Annotated in this window: 11 protein-coding genes and 1 pseudogene; 7 read left to right on the top strand and 5 right to left on the bottom strand. The window is 57.5% G+C overall.

Annotation, left to right across the window (positions count from 1 at the left end; translation table 11 throughout):
* Positions 1-113: 113 nt before the first annotated feature.
* From putP to ACNYC6_RS11195, 6 genes and pseudogenes are all read left to right on the top strand, one after another.
* Positions 114-1,598, top strand: a complete 1,485-nt coding sequence (putP, locus tag ACNYC6_RS11220) for a sodium/proline symporter PutP (RefSeq protein WP_419712357.1) — start codon at positions 114-116, stop codon at positions 1,596-1,598.
* 258 nt (positions 1,599-1,856) lie between these two features.
* Positions 1,857-3,851: pseudogene (locus ACNYC6_RS11215) on the top strand (type VI secretion system tip protein VgrG); the annotation flags it as partial.
* Positions 3,852-4,893: 1,042 nt separating this feature from the next.
* Complete coding sequence (locus tag ACNYC6_RS11210; protein ID WP_419712356.1) at positions 4,894-5,283, top strand: hypothetical protein; 390 nt, start codon at positions 4,894-4,896, stop codon at positions 5,281-5,283.
* Positions 5,284-6,613: 1,330 nt separating this feature from the next.
* Positions 6,614-6,961, top strand: coding sequence for a hypothetical protein (locus ACNYC6_RS11205; protein ID WP_419712355.1), 348 nt, complete (start codon positions 6,614-6,616; stop codon positions 6,959-6,961).
* Between the two features lie 549 nt (positions 6,962-7,510).
* Positions 7,511-8,236: a DUF4123 domain-containing protein gene (locus tag ACNYC6_RS11200; RefSeq protein WP_419712354.1), complete on the top strand. Its 726-nt coding sequence runs from the start codon at positions 7,511-7,513 to the stop codon at positions 8,234-8,236.
* Positions 8,237-8,629: 393 nt separating this feature from the next.
* Positions 8,630-9,466, top strand: coding sequence for a 23S rRNA (adenine(2030)-N(6))-methyltransferase RlmJ (locus tag ACNYC6_RS11195; RefSeq protein ID WP_419712353.1), 837 nt, complete (start codon positions 8,630-8,632; stop codon positions 9,464-9,466).
* 149 nt (positions 9,467-9,615) lie between these two features.
* Here ACNYC6_RS11195 and msrA read toward each other — a convergent pair whose 3' ends face one another.
* From msrA to aceE, 5 genes are all read right to left on the bottom strand, one after another.
* Positions 9,616-10,263, bottom strand: coding sequence for a peptide-methionine (S)-S-oxide reductase MsrA (gene msrA, locus ACNYC6_RS11190; RefSeq protein WP_419712946.1), 648 nt, complete (start codon positions 10,261-10,263; stop codon positions 9,616-9,618).
* Between the two features lie 62 nt (positions 10,264-10,325).
* On the bottom strand, positions 10,326-13,019 hold the full coding sequence (locus ACNYC6_RS11185; protein ID WP_419712352.1) for a putative bifunctional diguanylate cyclase/phosphodiesterase: 2,694 nt from the start codon (positions 13,017-13,019) through the stop codon (positions 10,326-10,328).
* Positions 13,020-13,209: 190 nt separating this feature from the next.
* Positions 13,210-14,610 (bottom strand): alkaline phosphatase D family protein, encoded by a 1,401-nt coding sequence (locus tag ACNYC6_RS11180; protein ID WP_419712945.1) that lies wholly within the window; start codon positions 14,608-14,610, stop codon positions 13,210-13,212.
* Positions 14,611-14,889: 279 nt separating this feature from the next.
* Positions 14,890-16,860, bottom strand: coding sequence for a dihydrolipoyllysine-residue acetyltransferase (gene aceF, locus ACNYC6_RS11175; protein WP_419712351.1), 1,971 nt, complete (start codon positions 16,858-16,860; stop codon positions 14,890-14,892).
* Between the two features lie 11 nt (positions 16,861-16,871).
* Positions 16,872-19,517 carry a pyruvate dehydrogenase (acetyl-transferring), homodimeric type gene (aceE, locus tag ACNYC6_RS11170; RefSeq protein WP_419712350.1) on the bottom strand — a complete coding sequence of 882 codons (2,646 nt, stop codon included), beginning with the start codon at positions 19,515-19,517 and terminating at the stop codon, positions 16,872-16,874.
* Positions 19,518-19,900: 383 nt separating this feature from the next.
* Between aceE and glnE the strand changes: the two genes are divergently transcribed.
* The gene (gene glnE, locus ACNYC6_RS11165) at positions 19,901-22,840 is read left to right on the top strand and encodes a bifunctional [glutamate--ammonia ligase]-adenylyl-L-tyrosine phosphorylase/[glutamate--ammonia-ligase] adenylyltransferase (RefSeq protein WP_419712349.1); all 2,940 of its coding nucleotides are present in this window, start codon (positions 19,901-19,903) and stop codon (positions 22,838-22,840) included.
* Positions 22,841-22,882: the final 42 nt, after the last annotated feature.

Raw genomic sequence — 22,882 nt, 5'->3', positions numbered from 1 at the left:
TGGGGAAACATCAGTCATAAATGCGCGGGATTCCGGATCGTCTGTCAAACGTCACCGTTTGCGAGCGGTTCACCAGCCGCCGCTACATAAAAACAAAGCCAGGGCGTCACATAATGAGCGTAAGCAATCCAACACTGATCACGTTCGTGATCTACATCGCAGCAATGGTGCTGATCGGCTTGATGGCCTATCGCTCCACCAACAACCTTTCTGACTACATTCTGGGCGGCCGTAGCCTGGGCAGCGTCGTGACTGCACTGTCCGCCGGTGCTTCCGACATGAGCGGCTGGTTGTTGATGGGCCTGCCGGGCGCCATCTACATGTCCGGTTTGTCTGAAAGCTGGATCGCCATCGGCCTGGTGGTCGGTGCTTATCTGAACTGGCTGTTTGTCGCCGGTCGTCTGCGCGTGCAAACCGAGCACAACGGTGATGCCCTGACCCTGCCGGATTATTTCGCCAGCCGTTTTGAAGACCAAAGCGGCCTGCTGCGCATTATCTCGGCAGTCGTGATCCTGGTGTTCTTCACCATCTACTGTGCTTCCGGCATCGTGGCCGGTGCCCGCCTTTTCGAAAGTACCTTCGGCATGTCCTACGAGACAGCGCTGTGGGCCGGTGCTGCGGCAACGATTGCCTACACCTTTATTGGCGGTTTCCTGGCAGTGAGCTGGACCGACACCGTACAAGCCACCCTGATGATTTTCGCGCTGATCCTGACGCCGATCATCGTGTTGTTGGCCACCGGCGGTGTCGACACCACGTTCCTGGCCATCGAAGCCAAGGACGCCAGCAACTTCGACATGCTTAAAGGCACCACTTTCATCGGCATCATCTCGCTGATGGGCTGGGGTCTGGGCTACTTCGGTCAGCCGCACATCCTGGCGCGTTTCATGGCGGCGGATTCGGTCAAATCGATCACCAAGGCTCGTCGCATCTCCATGACCTGGATGATCCTGTGCCTGGGCGGCACCGTGGCTGTGGGCTTCTTCGGTATCGCTTACTTCTCGGCACATCCTGATGTGGCCGGTGCAGTCACCGAGAACCCGGAGCGCGTGTTCATCGAGCTGGCCAAGATCCTGTTCAACCCGTGGGTTGCCGGTGTGCTGCTGTCGGCCATTCTGGCTGCTGTCATGAGCACCCTGAGCTGCCAGCTGCTGGTGTGCTCGAGCGCCCTGACCGAAGACTTCTACAAGACTTTCCTGCGTAAATCCGCTTCCCAGGTTGAGCTGGTATGGGTCGGTCGTGCCATGGTGCTGTTGGTGGCGCTGATTGCCATCGCCTTGGCTGCCAACCCGAACAACCGCGTTCTGGGGCTGGTGAGCTACGCCTGGGCTGGTTTCGGTGCTGCATTCGGTCCGGTTGTCCTGATCTCCGTGATCTGGAAAGACATGACCCGCAATGGCGCACTGGCCGGTATCCTGGTCGGCGCGATCACCGTGATCGTCTGGAAACACTTCGAACTGCTGGGCCTGTACGAAATCATCCCTGGTTTCATCTTCGCCAGCCTGGCGATCTACATCGTCAGCAAAATGGGCGCACCGACTGCCGGCATGCTGCAGCGTTTCGACGCAGCCGAGAAGGATTTCCGCCTGAACAAGTAATTGGGGCGAGCGAAAGCTCTGAACCATTGGCTTGAATGAAAACGGCCCGCTTCCTTTGGAGGCGGGCCGTTTTTTTGTGCCTGTGTTTTCCGCTGTAGGCGCGGTGGTGTTTTCGAGGTTGTCTGTAGTCGAATAAACCGTTTTCTGACAGCCAATGCTTCAGCGGCAGTAGGGCAAATCTGAATTTCCTGCCTCTAGATCAGGGCTTCCTGGTGCTCATGCAGAATCGCTCGCTTTCATTCTGCAGAGACACATCGGATGTTCGCTTCTGCCAATCAACCGCGCTTTACGTTGACCGTCGACGGTGTCCAGAGTGAACTCAAAGTACTTGAGTTCACGGGCAAGGAAGCCATCAGCCAGCCTTACCGCTTTGAAGTGGAACTGGTCAGCGAGCGACCGGACATCGATCTCGAAAGCCTGCTGCATCGTCAGGCGTTTCTGAGTTTCGATGCGCAAGGTTCCGGTGTTCATGGTCAGATTTTTCGCATTGGCCAGGGCGATTCCGGCAAGCGTCTGACGCGCTACCAGATCAGCCTTGTGCCGCGCCTGACCTACCTGGGTCAGCGCATCAACCAGCGAGTGTTCCAGCACCGAAGTGTGCCGGCCATCATCACGCAAATCTTCAAGGACCACGGCATCCTCGGCGATGCCTTTGAGTTTCAGCTGGGCGGTGACTACCCCGAGCGCGAGTACTGCGTGCAATACGCCGAAAGCGATCTGGCGTTCATCCAGCGGCTATGTGCCGAGCTCGGCATTCATTACCACTTCCAGCACAGTCCAGACGGGCACCTATTGGTATTCGGTGATGACCAAACGGTTTTCCCACGGTTGCCTCAACCGACCTCGTACCGACCGGGCAGCGGCATGGTGGGGGATGAACCCGTCATCAAGCGGTTCAACGTGCGCCTGGAAACCCGACCCACCGTGGTAATGCGCCGCGATTACGACTTCCATAAACCCCGCATTGAACTGCAAAGCCGTCTCGACAGCGAACAGCTGCCGGTGCTGGAGGACTATGGCTTTCCCGGTCAATTCAAGGATCGCGAGGTTGGCAGGCATCTGGTCGGGCGAGCGTTGGAGAGCCGCCGCGCGGATTACCGTCAGGCGCAAAGTGAGGGTGATCAATCGACATTGGTCACTGGGCATTTCCTGCCGCTCGACGAGCATCCTCAGCAAGAGTGGAACAGCCTGTGGCTGCTGACAGAAATTGAACATCAGGGCCGACAGCCGCAAGTGCTTGAGGAGTCGGCAGGGAGTCGCCCGGATGAATTCCAGGGCTATCGCAATACGTTTCTGGCAACGCCGTGGGATGTTTTCTTCCGTCCGCCGCTGATTGGCAAACCTCAGGTGCCCGGGAATCAAGCGGCCGTGGTGACCGGTCCGAAAGACAGTGAAATCCATTGCGACGAGTTCGGCCGGATCAAGGTTCGTTTCATGTGGGATCGTGACGGGCAATTGAACGGGCATGCCAGTTGCTGGCTCAGGGTGGTCAGCGGTTGGGCGCACGATGGCTACGGCAGTGTGCTGATTCCGCGGGTCGGCATGGAAGTGCTGGTGGGCTTTGTCGATGGCGATGCTGACAAGCCGGTGGTCATGGGCTGTCTGCCCAATGCGTCGACGCCGGTGCCATTGAACTTGCCGGAGGACAAGAGCCGCAGCATTTTCCGCACTCGAAGCAGTCCCGGTGGTGGCGGCTACAACGAATTGCGCATCGATGATCGCAAAGGTGCCGAGGAAATTTACCTGCGCGCCCAGCGAAACTGGACCCAGCATGTGCTGCATGATCAGCGGGTGCAGGTCGACAACCAACGCAGCGTTGTCGTCACCGGCGCGGCCCGCCATGAACTCAAGGCCGACGAGCAACGCATCACCCACGGCCAGCGGCAGACCGAAATCAAACAGGATGATCACCTGTTGGTGGCAGGCGCCCAACTCATCCGCGTGACCAGCCAGGCGCTTAACGCCACTGAGCAAATTCATCTCAGTGCCGGCCAGCAAGTGGTGATTGATGGCGGGGTGAACGCGACCATTCAGGCGGGCGGTCACTGGATCAGCATCGGCCCCGCCGGGATCTTCAGCAGCGCGCCGATTGAGGTCGGTGGCGCGCCGATGGCGGTCATGAGCGCCCTACCGGGCTTGCCCGGCGCGCCGGCAAAACTCAAGGCAGCGCCACTCAGCACTGCGCAGGCCCAAAGCCTGAAAAGCAGCGCGCCGTTTTGCGAAGAGTGCGAACGCTGCAAGGACGGCCTCTGCGATCTCCCGCACGCCTTGCCCGATGCGCCCAACACAACAGCGAGCGAAGGCGCCGAACCGGGTTTTCACATCGTTGAACAATCCTTGTCACGCGCCGCGCTGGAAGCCCTGCTGTTTCCGCAATCGAACCCGCGGGTGCTGAATAAATTCCGCAGCCTCAACCCGCAACTTGGCAACTACGCCAAACCCGGCCAGTTGATCGTCCTCAGCGACCCGCAAAACACACAGTGCACCCGTGAAGAGGCGCTGCTGATGGAGGCGGCGCAGAAAGTCGATGCCGCGCTTGAGCCGATGAGTGATGCCGAGGTGGAGTTTATGGCGCTTCATCACGATGAAATCGAATCATTCCTGGCTCGGGGCTCGACTGCTGTAGGTATTGGCGCGGCGATGTTTGGCAAGCACATGGAAAACTTGCAGGGAACATTGGGAGAGCTTGAATCCCTTCACAAGCGCACCTTCGACAAACACGGAAAGCTTTCGGGTGCCGAGTTCTTTTCTAAGCGCGAAAAACTGATGAAGCAGCTCGATAGCAGCCTCGGTCCGCTGGTGCGCAAAGGCGTGGGCATTCCTGATCATCCGAAACTTAAAACTGCACTGGGCATTTCCAGTCGCAGCCTTGTTCATCACTGGAGCAAGGCGGGTACGGCGGGTGGAATTCCGGGGTATGCCACGCATATTGATGGGGTGAGCAAGGCGAGCAAGGTCATCAAGGTGGGTGGGTGGATTGGGGTTGGAGTGGGGGCTGGGGCTTCGGGGCTTAAGGTTAAGGAGACTTGCAGGGTTGGCACTGAGGAGGCTTGCAGGAAGGTTAAATTTACTGAGGTAGGTAAGTTTAGTGGAGTCCTCTTGGGCGGCGGTGCGGGGGGAATGGCAGGTACTGCAATTGGGAGTGTCGCATGTCCCGCTATCGGTTTGGGTACGTTAGGTGTCGGAGGCATCATTTGTGGACTTGTTTTTGTAGGTCTGGGGTCGGCGGTAGGTGGGGATTATGTGGGGGCGGCCGGTGAATATCTCGGTGAGCTGTTCTACGAGGAAGTAGGCGATGCGAAGTGATTTTGAGCTTTTGTATGCTTTGTGTTTGTTGCTGGCAATGGTTGCGGTTGCAGTTATATTGATTGTGTTGTTTTGTTTTGCATATTTCAAAATCGACGATATAAGTAATGGTTTAAGCAATAGTAAGTTCTTTTTGGCACGTAAGTCGATGATGGGGAGTGATCCGTTTTCTCGTTTTTTTATTATTTTAAGTGTGGGAGTGGTGTTTGCGTTCCCGTCTCGTTATCTCAAGAACGGTGAGTTTGATATCGACGACTATAAAAATTTTCCCGCTGGCTTGATGGCCATGATTAAGGTTACTTATCTGTCAGGCCTGCTGGTTGGTTTGCTATTGTTTGTAATTGTTAGTTTTGGGAAGTGGATGGGGTGGGTAAAGTAGATACGTAACTGATACATCAGGCGCAGGGGTTGGGGCTTCGAGGCTTAAGGTTAAAGAGACTTGTCGGGTTGGCACGGAAGAGGCTTGCAGGAAGGTGAAGTTTACGGAGGTGGGGAAGTTTGGTGGTGCCTTCGTTGGAAGCATAGGGGGAGCAGCGATAGGCAGCGGAGTGTGCATCGCCATGGGAGTGACGACTTTAGGTGTGGGTGGAGTCGCTTGTGGGCTTGTTCTGGTAGGGCTTGGAACAGTAATTGGCACTAAATTCGGTGAGGAGTTTGGGGAGAACGTCGGCGAGGTTTTATATGAAGGTATTTATCCATGAGGAGTGAGGCCGAAGTCGCATTTTTTTTGATTGGAGGAGGAGTTTTTTTCTTGTTGGGCTTTTTGGTGCTTGGAGCAAGTATTTATCTTTCTTACTTCAAGTTTGGAGTGCTATTAGGTTGTTTGCAGCGGTCAAGAGGCGTCGTTAATCGGAGGTTTTTAGTCGGGAGAGATCCGTTTTCTAGATTTTTTGTCTTGGTAAGCATCGCGCCACTTCTGGTATGGCCCAGGCGAGCAATTAGGCTTGGTGAGCTAAATGAGGAAGATTATTTAAGCTTTCCAACTGGAATAATTTTCATGGTCAGACTGTTTTATTGCTTCGCGTTGATTGATGGGTTCTTTTTAATCACGATGTGGCTGGTAAAAAAAATAATGGAATGGGGGAGCTAAATTTTATCTGTTAAGTTGTTATCTTGGTTGTTATCTGGGTTGTTATCTGGGTTGTTCTTGGGGATGAGGGGTTTGGGCTTCTGGGCTTAAGGTTAACGAGACTGCAGGGTTGGAACAGAAGAGACTTGCAGGAAGTGAAATTTACGGAGGCGTGGAAGTTTGGGGGAGATGTCGCAGGAGGGGAGTTGGTTTATGAAGTCTCGAAATGATCAGTGAATGGGATGAGAAATTTATTGGGAGTGGACTGGTTTTAAGTGGTGTTTCATTGTTGGTTTTTTGTTTTGTGATTTATCTCGGATATTTCAAAATGAAAGATGTTCTTGTCTGTTTGCGGCGCTCACCGTTGGTATACGGTAAAGCTGTGTTCGGTTTTTCGCCAGTTGTTCGTTTTGCGATTTTCGGTCACGTAGGGATGATGTTGACCTTTCCTCGTAGGTCTATAAGAAATGGAATTTTGGATGCGAAAGATTATGCGCAATTTCCCTGTCGTTTAAAGTTGATGATAAAGACTTGTATTGCTGTGTGTGGTTGCTGTTGGGGATTATGCTAGGTGTGGTGGATGTTTTCTTAGCGATTAAAAGGACTGTATTTTTGGGGTTGTGCGAGTGGAGTTTGGGGAGTGACGAACGATGACGAGGTTTGGTTTGTCCTGACTTTTGGTGGGTTGTTTTTTGGGCTCGGATTTATATCTATTTTTGGTCAGGGTTTTTTATATTTTTTCAAAATGCAAGAAATCCTGAACTTGCTTCGAAATTCTCCTGGGATTCTGGAGCGCAAGCCTTTTTTGGAGCTCGGGGTGTTTGGTGCCTACCTTATGTTTACTTGCGTAGGTGCTTTCTTGACTTTACCCTCGTGGGCGATAAAAGGTGGTGGATTGGATAAAGAGGATTATTTGAATTTTCCCCGTGGGCTTCTGAGATTGATTCGTTTTTTTATTTGGCAGCACTGGGAAGTGGAGCCGCTATGATTGTGATGTTGATTGGCTGTAAATACATGGTATGGATTGACTGATTAGGGATTTTATGAAGAGTGAGATCGAGGTTGCGTTTCACTTGGCAGAAGGAATTGCTGGTTGCTTTTTTCTTTTGGTTACGTGGCTTTTTTCGTTTTACCTAGCATGTTTCAGGATGGAGGGAATACTTGATTTGTTGGGTCGTTCTAGATCTGTCGGTATGGCGCGCCCAGTAAAAGGATCCATGTTTATTATTAGATATATCGCGCTGGGGAAAATAGGTTTCGCTTTGACGTTTCCTGCGCTATCGATTAGGCGTGGAGATTTGGATGAGGAGGATTATTTGAGTTTTCCTTTCGGAATGCTTTTGGTTTTTAGGGTGTTTTTTGTTTTTAACGTGTTTTCATTCGGTTTTTTATTTGTTATGTGGCTAATTAGAGTGTGTATGGGTTGGGTTCGTTAGGCGTGATAAGTATTGAGCTTATTGGTCTGCTTTGTTGGTTTTATTAAAGTTTGGTTTTTGAATTTTTTATTTTTAATTATATTTGAGTCTGAGTTGTTTTTATGACGAGTCCCGATGTTTGGCTAAAGATTACCCCGCTATCTGAAAGTGAAAAACTCTTCGCCATCTTCAGCAGCACCAGCGCCGCGGAGCCTTTCAAGGTTTGGCAGCGTTCAAAAGGGGTTCAGGCGCCGCGCCCGGTTTGGGCCGGCACTGTTTATGCCGAGTGGAAAGAGGTGATGCCCTATGTGGGAATTGTCGCCGCTGAGAGTGAGTTTTTGCAGTGGGTGGCCACGACTGAATCCCAGGACTGGGGTTGGTTGGCGGTGTCTTCGGCGAGCCTTGAGGTGGTGGTCGAGCATTTGCGTAGCTTGACTCAGGTAAAGCTGCCGGATGGCAAGGCTGTGTTTTTTCGTTTTTGGGATGGGCGGTATTTGCTGCCTATTCTGCGGTCTGCCGAGGTTGATGCTGCTGAACTGTTGCCGGTGATCGGGCGTTGTTTGATCAACGGACTGTCGGTGGAAATTGGTGGTGGCGCGGTGACGACGGAGCGGGTTTTTCCGTGGTGGGAGGTGCCGGAGTCTCTGTTGCAACAGCTTGGCGCCGACGATGCTTCGACCCGGATCGACAACCTGTTGCAATGGTTGAGTGAAGAACAGCAGGGGGTTTACGAGGCGTTTTCTGTAAGTGTGTTGCGCAGCAAGGTGGCGAATTTTTTAACCGGGGCTGGTTTGCCTCCCGTGCCGAAGGCTGAACTGTTGGAGTACTTGGTGGAGGAAATGAGCTGAAGGGATGAGAGCCGTCCTAGGAAATTTCTGGGCAAGGTCTTCGGATATTTCCTTCAAGTTGTAGCGGTTTGCATGAACTGGTGGGCGATGGGTTGGAGGGATAGTCTTTGGCTGTCACTGCAAATTCAGTGACAGGGCGTGGAAGCCCTTCTATCGTTAGGCGCGCAAGTGCCACCAGTTCGGCGTTTTTATCGTCTGTGTTTTATGGTGGTTGTGCGCGGGGCGCTTTCGAGTGCGCCGGGTGCCTAACGGCCGCTTCGCAGCCCAGCGGGAGCAAGCTCCCTCGCCACGGGTTTTGTGTCCGGCTGGGCAATCGTGCCCAGCCACTCGGCTGTGAGGTCCTGACTTGCAGGCCGGTAAAAGGTAAACTTGCCGGCCTTCGCAGGAGCAGCCATGAATTATCGCCACGCCTTCCATGCCGGCAATCACGCCGATGTGTTCAAACACCTGACCTTGACCCGCCTCATCGCCCTGATGTCGCGCAAGGAGCAGCCGTTTGCCTATCTCGACACTCACGCCGGCATTGGTCTGTACGACCTTCAAGGCGATCAGGCCAACCGGACCGGCGAGTACCTGGAAGGCATCGCGCGTTTGTGGGATCAGCCGGATCTGCCGATCCTGACCGCTGATTACATGCAGGTGCTGCACGAGATGAATCCGGATGGCCAATTGCGCTATTACCCCGGTTCACCGGAGTTGGCGCGGCGTCTGACCCGCCCGCAGGACCGCGTGTTGCTCAACGAGAAACACCCGGAAGACGGCGTGCTGCTCAAGGACAACATGGCCGGTGATCGGCGGGTCAAGGTGCACCTGGGCGAAGGCTGGCATGTGCCGCGGGCCTTGTTGCCGGTGCCGGAGAAGCGTGCGGTGATGTTGATCGATCCGCCGTTCGAAAAGCTCGACGAGATGCAGCGCTGTGCGGCGTCGTTGAAAGACGCGATTGGCCGGATGCGTCAGACCGTGGCGGCGATCTGGTATCCGGTGAAGGATCAGCGCGCCTTGCGTCGTTTCTATCAGGATCTGGCCGGCACCGGGGCGCCGAAGTTGTTGCGCGTGGAGTTGCTGGTGCATCCGCTGGATACGCCGAACAGCCTGAACGGCTCCGGGTTGGCGATTGCCAATCCGCCGTGGGGGCTGGAAGAAGAATTGCGTGAGCTGCTGCCGTGGTTGTCCCAGAAACTGGGGCAGACCCAGGGTGGGTGGCAGATGGATTGGTTGATTGCCGAGTAATTTGTGGCGAGGGAGCTTGCTCCCGCTGGGGCGCGAAGCGGCCCTAAAATCGGAATTGGTGTTCCTTCAGCAAGAACCCGCCTACCGATTTAGCGACTGCTTCGCAGCCGAGCGGGAGCAAGCTCCCTCGCCACATTGTCGGTTCTGAATTAAATCGGGCAAGTCACGCCCGTACCGCCAATCCCGCAATAACCTTCCGGATTCTTCGCCAGGTACTGCTGGTGATACGTCTCGGCGAAGTAGAACGTCGGCGCTTCGTCGATTTCGGTGGTGATGATGCCCTTGCCGGCTTTGGTCAGTTCGACCTGGAACACCTGTGCGCTTTTTTTCGCGGTTTCCAGTTGGGGCGGGTTGGTGGCGTAGATCACCGAGCGGTACTGGGTGCCGAGGTCATTGCCCTGGCGCATACCCTGGGTCGGGTTGTGCAGCTCCCAGAACATCTTCAGCAGCTCTTCGTAGCTGACCTTTGCCGGCTCGTAGACCACCAGCACGACTTCGCTATGGCCGGTCAAGCCAGAGCAGACTTCTTCGTAAGTCGGGTTCGGGGTGAAGCCGCCAGCGTAACCCACGGCCGTACTGACTACACCTTCACGTTGCCAGAATCTGCGTTCCGCGCCCCAGAAGCAGCCAAGGCCGAAGATCGCGAAATCCACGTCCATCGCGAACGGGCCCAGTAGAGGGGCGTCGTGGACGAAGTGTTTTTCCGGCACGGTCATGGGGGTTTCGCGGCCAGGCAGAGCTTGTTCTTTGGTAGGGAGCACGTTTTTGTTCACCAGAATTTCCGAGCGCAGAACCATCATCAGTCCTCTCAGTCGTTGGAATATTTAGACATGCAGTTTGCCCGAGTGTTGGCTCGCTGTCAGGCGATTGGGCCGCGCGGGTAGCGTTTGAGCTTCTCGATCAGCTCGGCACCCGGGATCGGCTGGTCGAACAGGTAGCCCTGGCCGACGTCGCAGCGGTGGCGACGCAGGAAGGTCAGCTGTGCGGCCGTTTCGATGCCTTCAGCCACGACCTTGAGTTTCAGGTTGTGGGCCATGGCGATCACCGCGGAGGTGATTTCCATGTCGTCCTGGTTGTCCGGGATTTCGTGAATGAAGCTTCGATCGATCTTAATGATGTCGATGGGGAATTTTTTCAAGTAACTGAGCGACGAGTAACCGGTGCCGAAGTCGTCCATCGCCAGGGTCAGGCCCAGGCGCTTGAGCTGATCGAGTTGCAAGTGGGTGTCTTCGGTGGCTTCCAGCAGCAAGCCTTCGGTCAGTTCCAGTTCCAGCAGGTGCGCCGGCAGCGCTTCTTCCTTGAGGATGTTGGCGATGGACGCCACCAGGTCCGGGTCGGAGAACTGCTTGGGCGACAGGTTGATCGCCACCTGCAAATTGCCCAGGCCGGCAGCGGTCAGCGCTTTGCTCATGCGGCAGGCCTGGCGGGCGATCCATTTGCCGATCGGAATGATCAGGCCGGTTTCTTCAGCGACGCTGATGAACTGGTCCGGACGGATCATGCCTTTTTCCGGATGATCCCAGCGCAGCAGCGCTTCCATGCCCAGCAACCGACCGCTGCGCAGGCAGAGCTTTGGCTGATAGAACACGTCCAGCTCGTTCTGGGTCAGGGCGCGGCGCAGGTTGTTCTCGACGAACAGCTTGTAGCTGGCTTCGGCGTTCAGGGCTTCGGTAAACACCTGCACCTGATGTTTGCCGTTGGCCTTGGCCTTGTGCAGTGCCAGCCCGGCGTTGCGCATCAGGGTTTGCGGGTCGCGCCCGTGCAGCGGTGCACAGGCCAGGCCCACGGAGCCGGTGACGCTGATCAACTGGTTGTCGACGAACATTGGCTTGTCGAGGGTGGTCAGCAACTGGCTGGCGACTTGCTGGCCGACTTCGAGGTCGGTGTTGTCCAGCAGCACCGCAAATTCGTTACTGGCAAACCGCGCCAGGCTGCCGCTCGGGCTAAGGCTGTTGCGCAGGCGCCGGGCGAGGCTGATCAGCAGCTTGTCACCGGTTTGGTGGCCGAGGCTGTCGTTGATCCGCTTGAAATTGTCGATGTCCACCAGCAACAGGCTGATCGGGGTATCGCTGTCTCGGGCGAAGCGCTCATCAAGGTTGCGGATGAACGCCGGGCGGTTGCCGAGGTTGGTCAGGTTGTCGGTGTAGGCCAGGCGCTCGATGCGTTGCTGGGCGAGCTTGGTCTGGGTGATGTCTTCGTAGATGCCGATGTAATGCGTCAGCTCGCGGTTATCGCCATAGACCTTGGAGATCGACAGCTGGCCCCAGTAGGGTTCGAGGTTTTTCCGGCGGCTCTTGAATTCGCCCTGCCAGCTGTTGCTCTTGGCCAGCGCGGAGGGCGCGTCAAACAGCAGTTCGCTGAGATTTTCCAGGGCCGGCAGTTCTGACAGGCGCTGGCCGTGGACTTCTTCGGTGCTGTACTGGGTGATCGCGGTGAAGCTCGGATTGACGTACTCCACCACGCCGTCGCAATTGACCAGCAAAAAGGCGTTGGCGCTTTGTTCGACGGCACGCTGGAACAGGTGCAGGGCGCTGGTGGCGGTGCGTCGGTTGTGATTGCTGATGACCTGGGCGAACTGATCCGCCAGTTCACCGGCGAAGGCGATTTCGTCCGACTGCCAGGCGCGGGTGGCGCCGGTTTGTTCCAGGCACAGCACGCCGACCACTTGGCCGTCGACTCGGATACTGGCGTCGAGCATCGCGTTGACGTCGCGCGGGCGCAGGCTTTCGGCCATTTCCCGGGTGCGCGGGTCGCGCATGGCGTTGTGGGCGTCGATGGCGCGACCGGTGTGCAAGGCGTCGAGATAGTCGGGGAACACGCTGACGTCGATCGGCTCCGGCAGCAGGTATTCCTGGTTCGTGCGGTGATAGGCCGAGATCGGCACCAGCTGCGAACCTTCCAGATGCCACAAGCTGGCGCAGTCGATTTCGTAGATATCGCAGGCACTGCGGGTGATCAGCTCGGCGGCTTCTTGCAGGGAGTTGTTGCTGCTGTAGCGCTGGCGGGTCAGCAGCAGGATCAGGTCCTGCTGGGCACGCACCCGGTCCAGGTGCAGCAGTTGTTCCTGTTGGGCGCGCTGGTTGAGCTCCAGGGCGATTTGCAGGCGCGAGTTCTGGGTTTCCAGGTCCAATGCTGGCAGCAGCGGGTCATCTTCGAACAGGCCGTCGATGACCAGCAGGTAGCCGCGCAATAGGTGTCGATTGTGTTGTTTGTAGGCTTCGCCCAGTTCCAGCAGGTTCAGGGAACCCGAGGCGGTGTGCAGGGTGTATCGGATCAGGTAATACGTGTTTTCGCTCAGTTGCTGCTGGACTGCGTCATGCAGTTGATAGCGCGCCTCCGGCTCCATCAGGCTGGCGTAGGGCGAACCCACCAGCGCGCACAGCTCCACGGCCGGCAGGCCGAACTGTCGTTCGCAATTGGGATCGAGAAACAGCAGCGCCCAGCTAGGTTCATTCAGCCGTTCGAAACGCAGCATGCCGAGCCGCGAGGGCACAGGCAATTGCGTCACTACCTCGGCCACCATACGGCTGGCGGCATCGGGTTGGCTTTTCATATGAAGGGAAACTCGCTTCGAATTTGCTGAACGCGCCGGGCTCTCGCCCTCTTTACTGTTGCCTGCGGCAAGGTTGCATCATTGCGACACCGACTGACAAGAGACATGAAGGCCAAGTGCTATAAGAATATGTCGGCAGAAGCGAAGATTTCTTCAGTTAATAGCAAAAAGTCAGGCTATTGACCGATTTTCAGTCCTGATTCAAAGCGATGCGCGTCGATTGCAGCAGGTTGCCATCCCGATTGTGATAACGCACATGAATCTGTTCTGCATCGACCATCAGGTGCGCGAAGTTGTCCTGGCTGATCACCTTGCCCATCAGTTCATGCCGATAATCACCTGCGGCGGTTCGCCCCAACGGTTGATCAAGGATGAAAGTGGATGCTTTGGCATAAGGCAGGAGTTTGCTGTTGCACAGTGGCGACGAGACGATGGTATGAACTTCGAAGTCCGTGTCTTCGCTGTGAGTCAGGCGACTGGTCAGGGAGCCATGAACGTCGCCGGAAATAAACACAACATTCTTGATCCTGTGCGTGCGGATGGTCTCCAGCAATCGCAGCCGCTGCTCCGGAAAGGCCTGCCAGGCGTCATTGCCGAGGCGTTTGCGGTCGGGGTAGAACATGACACTGGTGACCACGAATTTGACCCGTGCCGGGCTGTTGACCAGCCAGTTGCATAAAGCCTGCTCCTGATCGAAATCAAGGATGCGCCGGTCGTTTGCGCTGAGATTGCGCCGGGTTCGGCTGTCGGTGACAAACCACTCGATGTCGCCATTGGCGAACTGGTACCAGTATTGGTTCAACGATGAGCTTATTTGCCCTTGGGTATTCAGTTCATGAGCCGGGCTGTGACTGGCTTGATATAACTCATAAGCGCTCATGGCATTTTTATATAAATGATCATCGCGGCTATTTTTATTGGCTGGCCAGTTATCTTCAATTTCATGATCGTCAAGGATCATGTAAGTCGGAATGGCGGACATTAATTTTGCGATATGGGGTTGAGAGAACGCCGTTCGGTATTTGGCGAGTATCTCCTTGTATTCCCGGTCGGGTGCGATGAAGTTCAAGTCGTCGACGTAGACTTGGTCGCCGGTCATTAACATGGCACTGATCGGTGGGGTGGTGCTTAGCGCCAGATCGGCGATGGCGGCGAAGATCCGGTCGCCGAGGTGCGGGGCGGACGGCACCCCGGCGGTCATGCGCAGGTAGCGGCAGGACCCGACGATGTAGGCCCGTGGCGTGTTGGCTTTGCTGGACTGCGTGCGCAGGCGATAGATGTCCCGAGGCCATTGCACCGGCAGTTCCTGTACGGTTTCTACGGTGTGAACCGGGTTCATGGGCGAGAGCCATCCGGCTTGATATTCGTACTCGGTATCGGCGGCAAGATCGTCAAGGGTGATGACGTCCGACATGTCGCGTTCGAGTGTCAGTTGGGTAAATACACCGTTACTCCAGCGCTCCTCTCCGATACGCCGATAACGAATGCCGGCAAATACCGAGGTGTTTTTCTGCCAGTTGCCACGTATGAAAATACGTGCGTGACGAGTTGTTGTATGGCCAATAATTGGGCCGACAGTAGGCTTGAGCATATTCGAGTCCATTCGTTGTTTAGCGTATTGATCAAAGGCGGCCAAGTTGTTGGTGTGTTGCCCGCTGTATAACTAAGGCTAGTGATTTAAACGCAAAAGATATCAGGCGGAAACGGACTGAAGTTGTGGGCGATGTCGGCGACAAGTGTAGGAAGGCATGCTCGAAGTAAAACTCCAGGCAAAAAAAGCCCCGCCAAATTGGCGGGGTTGAGGTACGAGCGTGGCGCTCGGAAAACGTGAAACGCGACAGGCCCTCCGGTGAAGGAGGGCCGGCCGGTGTTACAGCAGGATGGTGCGGATGTCCGCCAGCAGATCGCTCAGACGCTTGGTGAAGCGTGCAGCAGCGGCACCGTTGATCACACGGTGATCGTAGGACAACGACAGCGGCAGCATCAGTTTCGGCTGGAAGGCTTTGCCGTCCCAGACTGGCTGGATGGTTGCCTTGGAAACACCGAGGATCGCCACTTCCGGCGCGTTGACGATCGGCGTGAAGCCGGTGCCGCCAATGTGGCCGAGGCTGGAAATGGTGAAGCAGGCGCCTTGCATCTCGTCCGACGAGAGCTTCTTGGTCCGGGCTTTTTCAGCCAGGGAAGCCGCTTCGGCGGCCAGTTGCAGCAGGCTCTTCTGGTCGACGTTCTTGATGACCGGTACCAGCAGGCCATCCGGGGTGTCGACGGCGAAGCCGATGTTCACGTATTTCTTGCGGATGATCGCTTTGCCGCTTGGCGCCAGCGAGCTGTTGAAGTCCGGCAGTTCCTTGAGCAGGTGCGCGCAGGACTTGAGCAGCAATGGCAGGATGGTCAGCTTGACACCGGCCTTCTCTGCAACGGCTTTCTGGGCGTTACGGAACGCTTCCAGCTCGGTGATATCCGCCGAGTCGAATTGCGTCACGTGTGGCACGTTCAGCCAGCTGCGGTGCAGGTTGGCTGCGCCGACTTGCATCAGACGGGTCATCGGCACTTCTTCGATTTCACCGAAGCGGCTGAAGTCCACGACCGGAATCGGCGGGATGCCCGCGCCACCGGTTGCGCCGGCAGCAGCGGCCGGTGCTTCCTTGGCCTTCTGCATCATGGCCTTGACGTAAACCTGCACGTCTTCTTTCAGAATGCGACCGTGCGGACCGCTGGCGCCGACAGCGCTCAGCTCGACGCCGAATTCGCGGGCCAGTTGACGCACGGCAGGGCCGGCGTGAACCTTGGCGCCAGGCTTGGCGGGAGCAGCGGCCGGGGCGGCAGCAGGTGCGGCGGCAGGAGCAGCAGCGGCCGGAGCTGGAGCAGATGCACTCGGTGCAGCAGCGGCAGGTGCCGGAGCAGCAGCCGGGGCAGCGCCTTTGACTTTCAGCTTGAGGATCAGGTCGCCGGTACCGACTTCGTCATCGAGCTTGATGGAAACGCTTTCCACCACGCCAGCGGCTGGCGATGGGATTTCCATGCTGGCCTTGTCGGATTCCAGAGTGATCAGCGACTGGTCGGCTTCAACGCTGTCGCCGGCCTTGACCAGGACTTCGATGATCTTGGCCTTGCCCGACGAACCGATGTCCGGAACGTGGATGTCCTGAACGCTGTCGGCAACCGGTGCAGCCGGAGCGGCAGCGGCAGCGGCAGGCGCTGGAGCAGCGGCGGCAGGTGCAGCCGCCTGGGCCGGAGCGGCAGCAGCCGGCGCCGCAGCACCCGCCACTTCCAGGTCCAGAATCAGGTCACCAGTGCCGACTTCGTCGTTGAGCTTGACGCTGATGGCCTTGACCACGCCAGCGGCAGGCGACGGGATTTCCATGCTGGCCTTGTCGGATTCCAGGGTGATCAGTGACTGATCAGCCTCGACGGTGTCGCCGACCTTGACCTGGATCTCGATGATCTGGGCCTTGCCCGACGAGCCGATGTCCGGCACGTGCACTTGCTGGACCGAAGCCGCCGCAGGAGCAGCGGCTGGCGCGGCGGCCGCAGGAGCGGCAGCCGGTTTGGCTTCAGCCTTGGCAGCCGGCGCTGCGGCAGCCGCAGGGGCCGCCGCAGCAGCAGCGCCCTCGACTTCCAGCTCCAGCAGCTCGTCGCCTTCTTTCAGGCGATCGCCCAGCTTCACTTTCAGGCTCTTGATGATACCGGCCTTCGGCGCAGGCACTTCCATGCTCGCCTTGTCCGATTCCAGCGTCAGGATGCTCTGGTCGGCTTCGATACGGTCGCCGACCTTCACAAACAGTTCAATTACTTCACCTTCACCGCTGCCGATGTCAGGTACGCGAATGAGTTCGCTCACAGAATCTCTCCTCAGCAGTCCAGTGGGTTGCGTTTTTCCGGGTTGATACCAAACTTGGCGATGGCTTCGGCCACAACCTTAGGTTCGATGTCACCACGGTCAGCCAGTGCTTCCAAGGCTGCCAACACCACGAAATGACGGTCAACTTCGAAGAAATGACGCAGTTTCTTGCGGCTGTCGCTGCGGCCGAAACCGTCGGTGCCCAGGACTTTGAATTCCTTGGACGGTACCCACTGACGGATCTGCTCGGCGAACAGTTTCATGTAGTCGGTCGATGCGATGACCGGACCTTTACGGCCGTTCAGGCACTCTTCCACATAGCTCAGCTTAGGCTTCTGGCCCGGGTGCAGACGGTTGGTGCGCTCAACGGCCAGGCCGTCGCGACGCAGTTCGTTGAAGCTGGTAACGCTCCACACGTCGGCGCCAACGTTGAACTCTTCACGCAGGATCTTCGCTGCCTCACGGACTTCACGCAGGATGGTGCCGGAGCCCATCAGCTGAACGTGGTGTGCCGCTTCGCGGTTGTCTTCTTCGAGCAGGTACATGCCTTTCTTGATGCCTTCTTCGGCACCGACCGGCATGGCTGGCTGCTGGTACGACTCGTTCATCACGGTGATGTAGTAGAAGACGTCCTGTTGCTCTTCGGTCATCTTCTTCATGCCGTCCTGAATGATCACCGCCAGCTCGTAGCCGTAGGTTGGATCGTAGGTGCGGCAGTTCGGGATGGTCGCGGCCAGCAGGTGGCTGTGACCGTCTTCGTGTTGCAGGCCTTCACCGTTCAGCGTGGTACGGCCGGCGGTGCCGCCGATCAGGAAACCACGGGTACGGCTGTCGCCAGCGGCCCATGCCAGGTCACCGATACGCTGGAAGCCGAACATCGAGTAGAAGATGTAGAACGGCAGCATTGGCTGGTTGTGGCTGGAGTACGAAGTACCGGCAGCGATGAAGGAGCTCATGGCGCCCGCTTCGTTGATGCCTTCTTCGAGGATCTGGCCTTTCTGGTCTTCCTTGTAGAACATCACCTGGTCTTTATCGACTGGCTCGTAGAGCTGGCCGACGGAGGAGTAGATGCCCAACTGACGGAACATGCCTTCCATACCGAAGGTACGGGCTTCGTCCGGGATGATCGGCACGATGCGCGGGCCGATTTCCTTGTCCTTGACCAGTTGCGCGAGGATCCGCACGAAAGCCATGGTCGTGGAGATTTCACGGTCGCCCGAACCGTCGAGGATCGCCTTGAGGGTGTCCAGTGGCGGAGTCGGGATGTTGAAGCTTTGCGCGCGGCGCTGTGGCACGAAACCGCCCAGTGCGTTGCGGCGTTCTGCCAGGTAACGGGCTTCGGCGCTGTTCGGCTCCGGCTTGAAGAACGGCAGGTTTTCCAGCTCTTCGTCCTTGACCGGGATGTCGAAGCGGTCGCGGAACAACTTCAGGCTGTCGACGTCGACTTTCTTAGTGTTGTGCGCAGTGTTCTTCGCTTCGCCGGCACCGGTGCCATAACCCTTGATGGTCTTGGCCAGGATGACAGTCGGTTGTTCTTTGTGGTTGACCGCTTCGTGGTACGCCGCGTAGACCTTGTACGGGTCGTGGCCGCCACGGTTGAGTTTCCAGATCTCGTCGTCGGACAGGTCTGCAACCATCGCCTTGAGTTCTGGCGTGTTGAAGAAGTGTTCACGCACGAATGCGCCGTCTTTGGCTTTGTAGTTCTGGTACTCGCCGTCGATGACTTCGTCCATGCGGCGTTGCAGGATGCCGTCGACGTCCTTGGCCAGCAGTGGGTCCCAGAAACGGCCCCAGATGACTTTGGTCACGTTCCACTGAGCACCGCGGAACACGCCTTCGAGTTCCTGGATGATCTTGCCGTTGCCGCGAACCGGGCCGTCGAGGCGCTGCAGGTTGCAGTTGATGACGAAGATCAGGTTGTCCAGCTTCTCGCGGCCGGCCAGGGAGATCGCGCCCAGGGATTCCGGCTCGTCGCACTCGCCGTCGCCCAGGAAGCACCAGACTTTCTGTTTGCCCGGCTGGATGAAACCGCGGTGTTCCAGGTACTTCATGAAGCGTGCCTGGTAGATCGCCTGGATCGGGCCCAGACCCATGGATACGGTTGGGAACTGCCAGAAATCAGGCATCAGCCAAGGGTGCGGGTAGGACGACAGGCCCTGACCGTCGACTTCCTGGCGGAAGTTGTTCATCTGGTCTTCGGTGATGCGGCCTTCCATGAACGCACGGGCGTAGACGCCTGGCGAGGTGTGGCCCTGGAAGTAGATCAGGTCGCCGCCGTGTTCGTCGGTCGGGGCCTGGAAGAAGTAGTTGAAGCCGATGTCATACAGGGTCGCACTGGAGGCGAAGCTGGAGATGTGACCACCGAGGTCAGAATCTTTCAGGTTCGTACGCATTACCATGGCCATCGCGTTCCAGCGAACCAGCGAGCGAATGCGGCGTTCCATGAACAGGTCGCCAGGCATGCGTGCTTCGTGGGTAACCGGGATGGTGTTGCGGTAAGGCGTGGTGATGGCGTAAGGCAACTGCGAACCGCTGCGGGTAGCGAGTTCACCCATACGGGTCATCAGATAGTGAGCACGGTCTTCGCCTTCTTTGTCGAGAACCGATTCCAGGGCGTCCAGCCATTCCTGGGTTTCGACGGGATCGAGGTCTTGCATGGCTTGCTCCAGGGCGGAAAGGCTACCAGAATCGGTTGCCTGAGTTAGCGACTGGCCTTGTGGGCAGACGTTATGAATTCTTGGAATGCCGATAGGTTGTTCCGGCGGTGTGTAGTTTTACTACAAATGATCCGGCATTTCAGCCTTACTAATGTATATACGAGTAGTAAAACTACAGATGAGCGGCTTGTTGGCCCCGACTGTGTTGTGAGAATAATCGTTAATGTTGGTCTTTTTCCAACTGTATAAGGTGAAAGCTTGATGTTGGCTGCCAATAATAAAGAAATTTCAGCTATTTCTAACTTTTGTTCGACACTCAATCAGGTAGTGGGTTTGCGAGATTCACTACATGCAGCCCGTTGCACGCCGATCAAGGATAGACCATGAGCCTCCCTTCGCTTGCCCAACTGCCCGCCATTCTGTTGCCGTTTGTCACCCGCGCCGAGCAGTCGTTCCGTACCGCCGTCGCCGCTCTGGATGACGATCATGGCCTGTCGACCTGGACGCCTGAGCGCTGGGCGCAATTTACCCGTGTGACCGCCGCCAGCGATTTCGTGATTGAACAGAGCGTGCGTGACCCTTTGATGTTGCTGGAGCTGGTGCGCTCCGGTGAGCTGGATCGCAGCTTTGCCCCCGGCGAGTTGTGCGCGCAAATCGCTACGGCGACGAACGCCGCCGAAACCGATGACCAGCTCGGCCGTGCGTTGCGCCGCCAGCGCACTCGCCACCAGGTGCGCATCATCTGGCGCGACCTGACCCGCCAGGCCGATCTGGTCCAGACCTGCCGCGATCTCTCGGACATGGCCGACGCCAGCATCGATCAGGCCTATCAATGGTTGTACACGCGCCATTGCCAGCAGTTCGGCGTGCCGACCGGGCGACGCAGCGGCGAGCCGCAGCAAATGGTGGTCCTGGGCATGGGCAAGCTCGGTGCGGTGGAGCTCAATCTGTCGTCGGACATCGACCTGATCTTCGCCTACCCCGAGGGCGGAGAAACGGTCGGCGTGAAACGACCGCTGGATAACCAGGAATTTTTCATCCGTCTCGGCCAGCGCCTGATCAAGGCCCTGGACCCGATGACCGTCGACGGCTTCGTGTTCCGTGTCGACATGCGTTTGCGCCCCTACGGTTCGGCGGGTGCGCTGGTGCTGAGCTTCAATGCGCTGGAGCAGTATTACCAGGATCAGGGCCGCGACTGGGAACGCTACGCGATGATCAAGTCGCGGGTGGTGGCCGGCGATCAAGTGGCCGGTGCGCAACTGCAAGAAATGCTGCGGCCGTTCGTTTACCGGCGTTACCTGGACTTTTCGGCCATCGAAGCGCTGCGCACCATGAAGCAGTTGATCCAGCAGGAAGTGCGGCGCAAGGGCATGGCCGACAACATCAAGCTCGGTTCCGGCGGCATTCGTGAAGTGGAATTTATCGCCCAGGCTTTCCAGTTGATCCACGGCGGTCGTGACTTGAGCCTGCAGCAACGTCCGCTGTTGAAAGTGCTGAGCACCCTGGAAGGTCAGGGTTACCTGCCGCCAGCGGTGATCAGCGAACTGCGCGAAGGCTACGAATTCCTGCGCTACACCGAGCATGCGATCCAGGCGATCGCCGACCGCCAGACCCAGATGCTGCCGGACGGTGCTCAGGATCAGGCGCGCATTGCCTTTATGTTGGGTTTTGCCGATTGGCCGGCGTTCCATGAACAATTAATGTACTGGCGCGGCCGTGTGGCCTGGCATTTCGGGCAGGTGATCGCCGATCCCGATGAAGAGCAGGGTGCCGAAAGCGAAGTGGTGGTCGGTGGTGAATGGCTGCCGTTGTGGGAAGAAGCCCAGGACGAAGAGGCGGCCTGCCGTCAGCTGGAGGAGGGCGGTTTCGCCGATGCCCCGAAAGCGCTGAAGGCTTTGGCCGGCCTGCGCAGCAGCCCGCAGTTGCGTGCCATGCAGCGACTGGGGCGCGAGCGTCTTGATGCCTTTATTCCGCGTTTGCTGGCCCAGGCCGTGGAACACGCCAATCCAGACTTGGTGCTGGAGCGGGTGTTGCCATTGGTGGAAGCCGTGGCGCGGCGTTCTGCTTATCTCGTTTTGCTGACCGAAAACCCCGGCGCGCTGCGCCGCTTGCTGACCTTGTGCGCGGCGAGCCCGTGGATCGCCGAGCAGATCACCCGTTTCCCGTTGCTGCTCGACGAACTGCTCAACGAAGGCCGGTTGTTCAAGCCGCCCTTGGCGCCGGAGTTGGCTGCTGAGTTGCGCGAACGCCTGACGCGGATTCCCGAGGACGACCTCGAACAGCAAATGGAAGCCTTGCGTCATTTCAAGCTGGCGCACCGCTTGCGGGTCGCCGCTTCGGAAATCGCCGGTAGCCTTCCGTTGATGAAAGTCAGCGATTACCTGACCTGGCTCGCCGAAGCGATTCTTGAGCAAGTATTGGCACTGGCCTGGCGGCAGACTGTCGCCAAGTACGGTACGCCGTTGCGCACCGACGGCAGCTTGTGCGATCCCGGCTTCATTATTGTCGGTTATGGGAAAGTCGGTGGCCTGGAACTCGGGCATGGTTCTGACCTGGACCTTGTGTTCATCCACGACGGTGATCCGCAGGCGGAAACCGACGGGCCGAAGCCGATCGATGGCGCGCAGTTTTTCACCCGGCTCGGGCAGCGGATCATTCACTTGCTGACGGCGCAGACCAACTCCGGTCAGCTGTATGAAGTGGACATGCGCCTGCGGCCGTCCGGTGCGTCGGGGTTGTTGGTGAGTTCACTCGGGGCCTTTTCCCGCTATCAGGAAAATGAAGCCTGGACCTGGGAACATCAGGCGCTGGTGCGTGCACGGGTGCTGGTGGGCAGCGAGGATGTCGGTCGCGCATTCGAACAGGTTCGCGCCGCAATTCTGGGTAAAGCGCGCGATTTGCCGACGCTGCGCCAGGAGGTCAGCGAGATGCGCGCCAAAATGCGCGATAACCTCGGAAGCAAGAGCACGGCGGCCGGCACCGGGGCGAATGCCTTCGAAGCCACGGCGCCCTTCGACCTCAAGCAAGACGCCGGAGGTATCGTCGATATTGAATTTATGGTGCAATACGCGGCCCTGGCGTGGTCCGAAACACACCCGCCATTGCTGCGCTGGACGGATAACATCCGCATTCTGGAAGAGCTGGAACACGAAGGGTTGATGCCCGTCGAAGATGCCAGTCTGTTGCGCGAAGCCTATAAGGCGTACCGCTCCGCCGCCCACCGGCAGGCCTTGCAGAAGGACGCGGGGGTGATACCGGGCGATCAGTTCGCGGACGAACGGCGACAGGTCATGCGGATCTGGCGTGAGCTGGGGCTAAGCTGATTCTCGAAACGGGGAGGCCTTTGCCTCCCCGGATCGTTTTTG

It is taken from the genome of Pseudomonas sp. NFX224 (assembly GCF_048565165.1).
Classification (GTDB): domain Bacteria; phylum Pseudomonadota; class Gammaproteobacteria; order Pseudomonadales; family Pseudomonadaceae; genus Aquipseudomonas.
Note: the sequence above shows the minus strand (reverse complement) of the source record. Positions and strands in the feature narration are given on the sequence as shown.

Excerpts from the sequence above, each read along its gene's own strand:
- putP (WP_419712357.1), top strand. The coding sequence starts at position 114 with ATGAGCGTAAGCAATCCAACACTGATCACGTTCGTGATCTACATCGCA.
- ACNYC6_RS11210 (WP_419712356.1), top strand. The coding sequence starts at position 4,894 with ATGCGAAGTGATTTTGAGCTTTTGTATGCTTTGTGTTTGTTGCTGGCA.
- ACNYC6_RS11200 (WP_419712354.1), top strand. The coding sequence starts at position 7,511 with ATGACGAGTCCCGATGTTTGGCTAAAGATTACCCCGCTATCTGAAAGT.
- ACNYC6_RS11195 (WP_419712353.1), top strand. The coding sequence starts at position 8,630 with ATGAATTATCGCCACGCCTTCCATGCCGGCAATCACGCCGATGTGTTC.
- msrA (WP_419712946.1), bottom strand. The coding sequence starts at position 10,263 with ATGGTTCTGCGCTCGGAAATTCTGGTGAACAAAAACGTGCTCCCTACC.
- ACNYC6_RS11185 (WP_419712352.1), bottom strand. The coding sequence starts at position 13,019 with ATGAAAAGCCAACCCGATGCCGCCAGCCGTATGGTGGCCGAGGTAGTG.
- ACNYC6_RS11180 (WP_419712945.1), bottom strand. The coding sequence starts at position 14,610 with ATGCTCAAGCCTACTGTCGGCCCAATTATTGGCCATACAACAACTCGT.
- aceE (WP_419712350.1), bottom strand. The coding sequence starts at position 19,517 with ATGCAAGACCTCGATCCCGTCGAAACCCAGGAATGGCTGGACGCCCTG.
- glnE (WP_419712349.1), top strand. The coding sequence starts at position 19,901 with ATGAGCCTCCCTTCGCTTGCCCAACTGCCCGCCATTCTGTTGCCGTTT.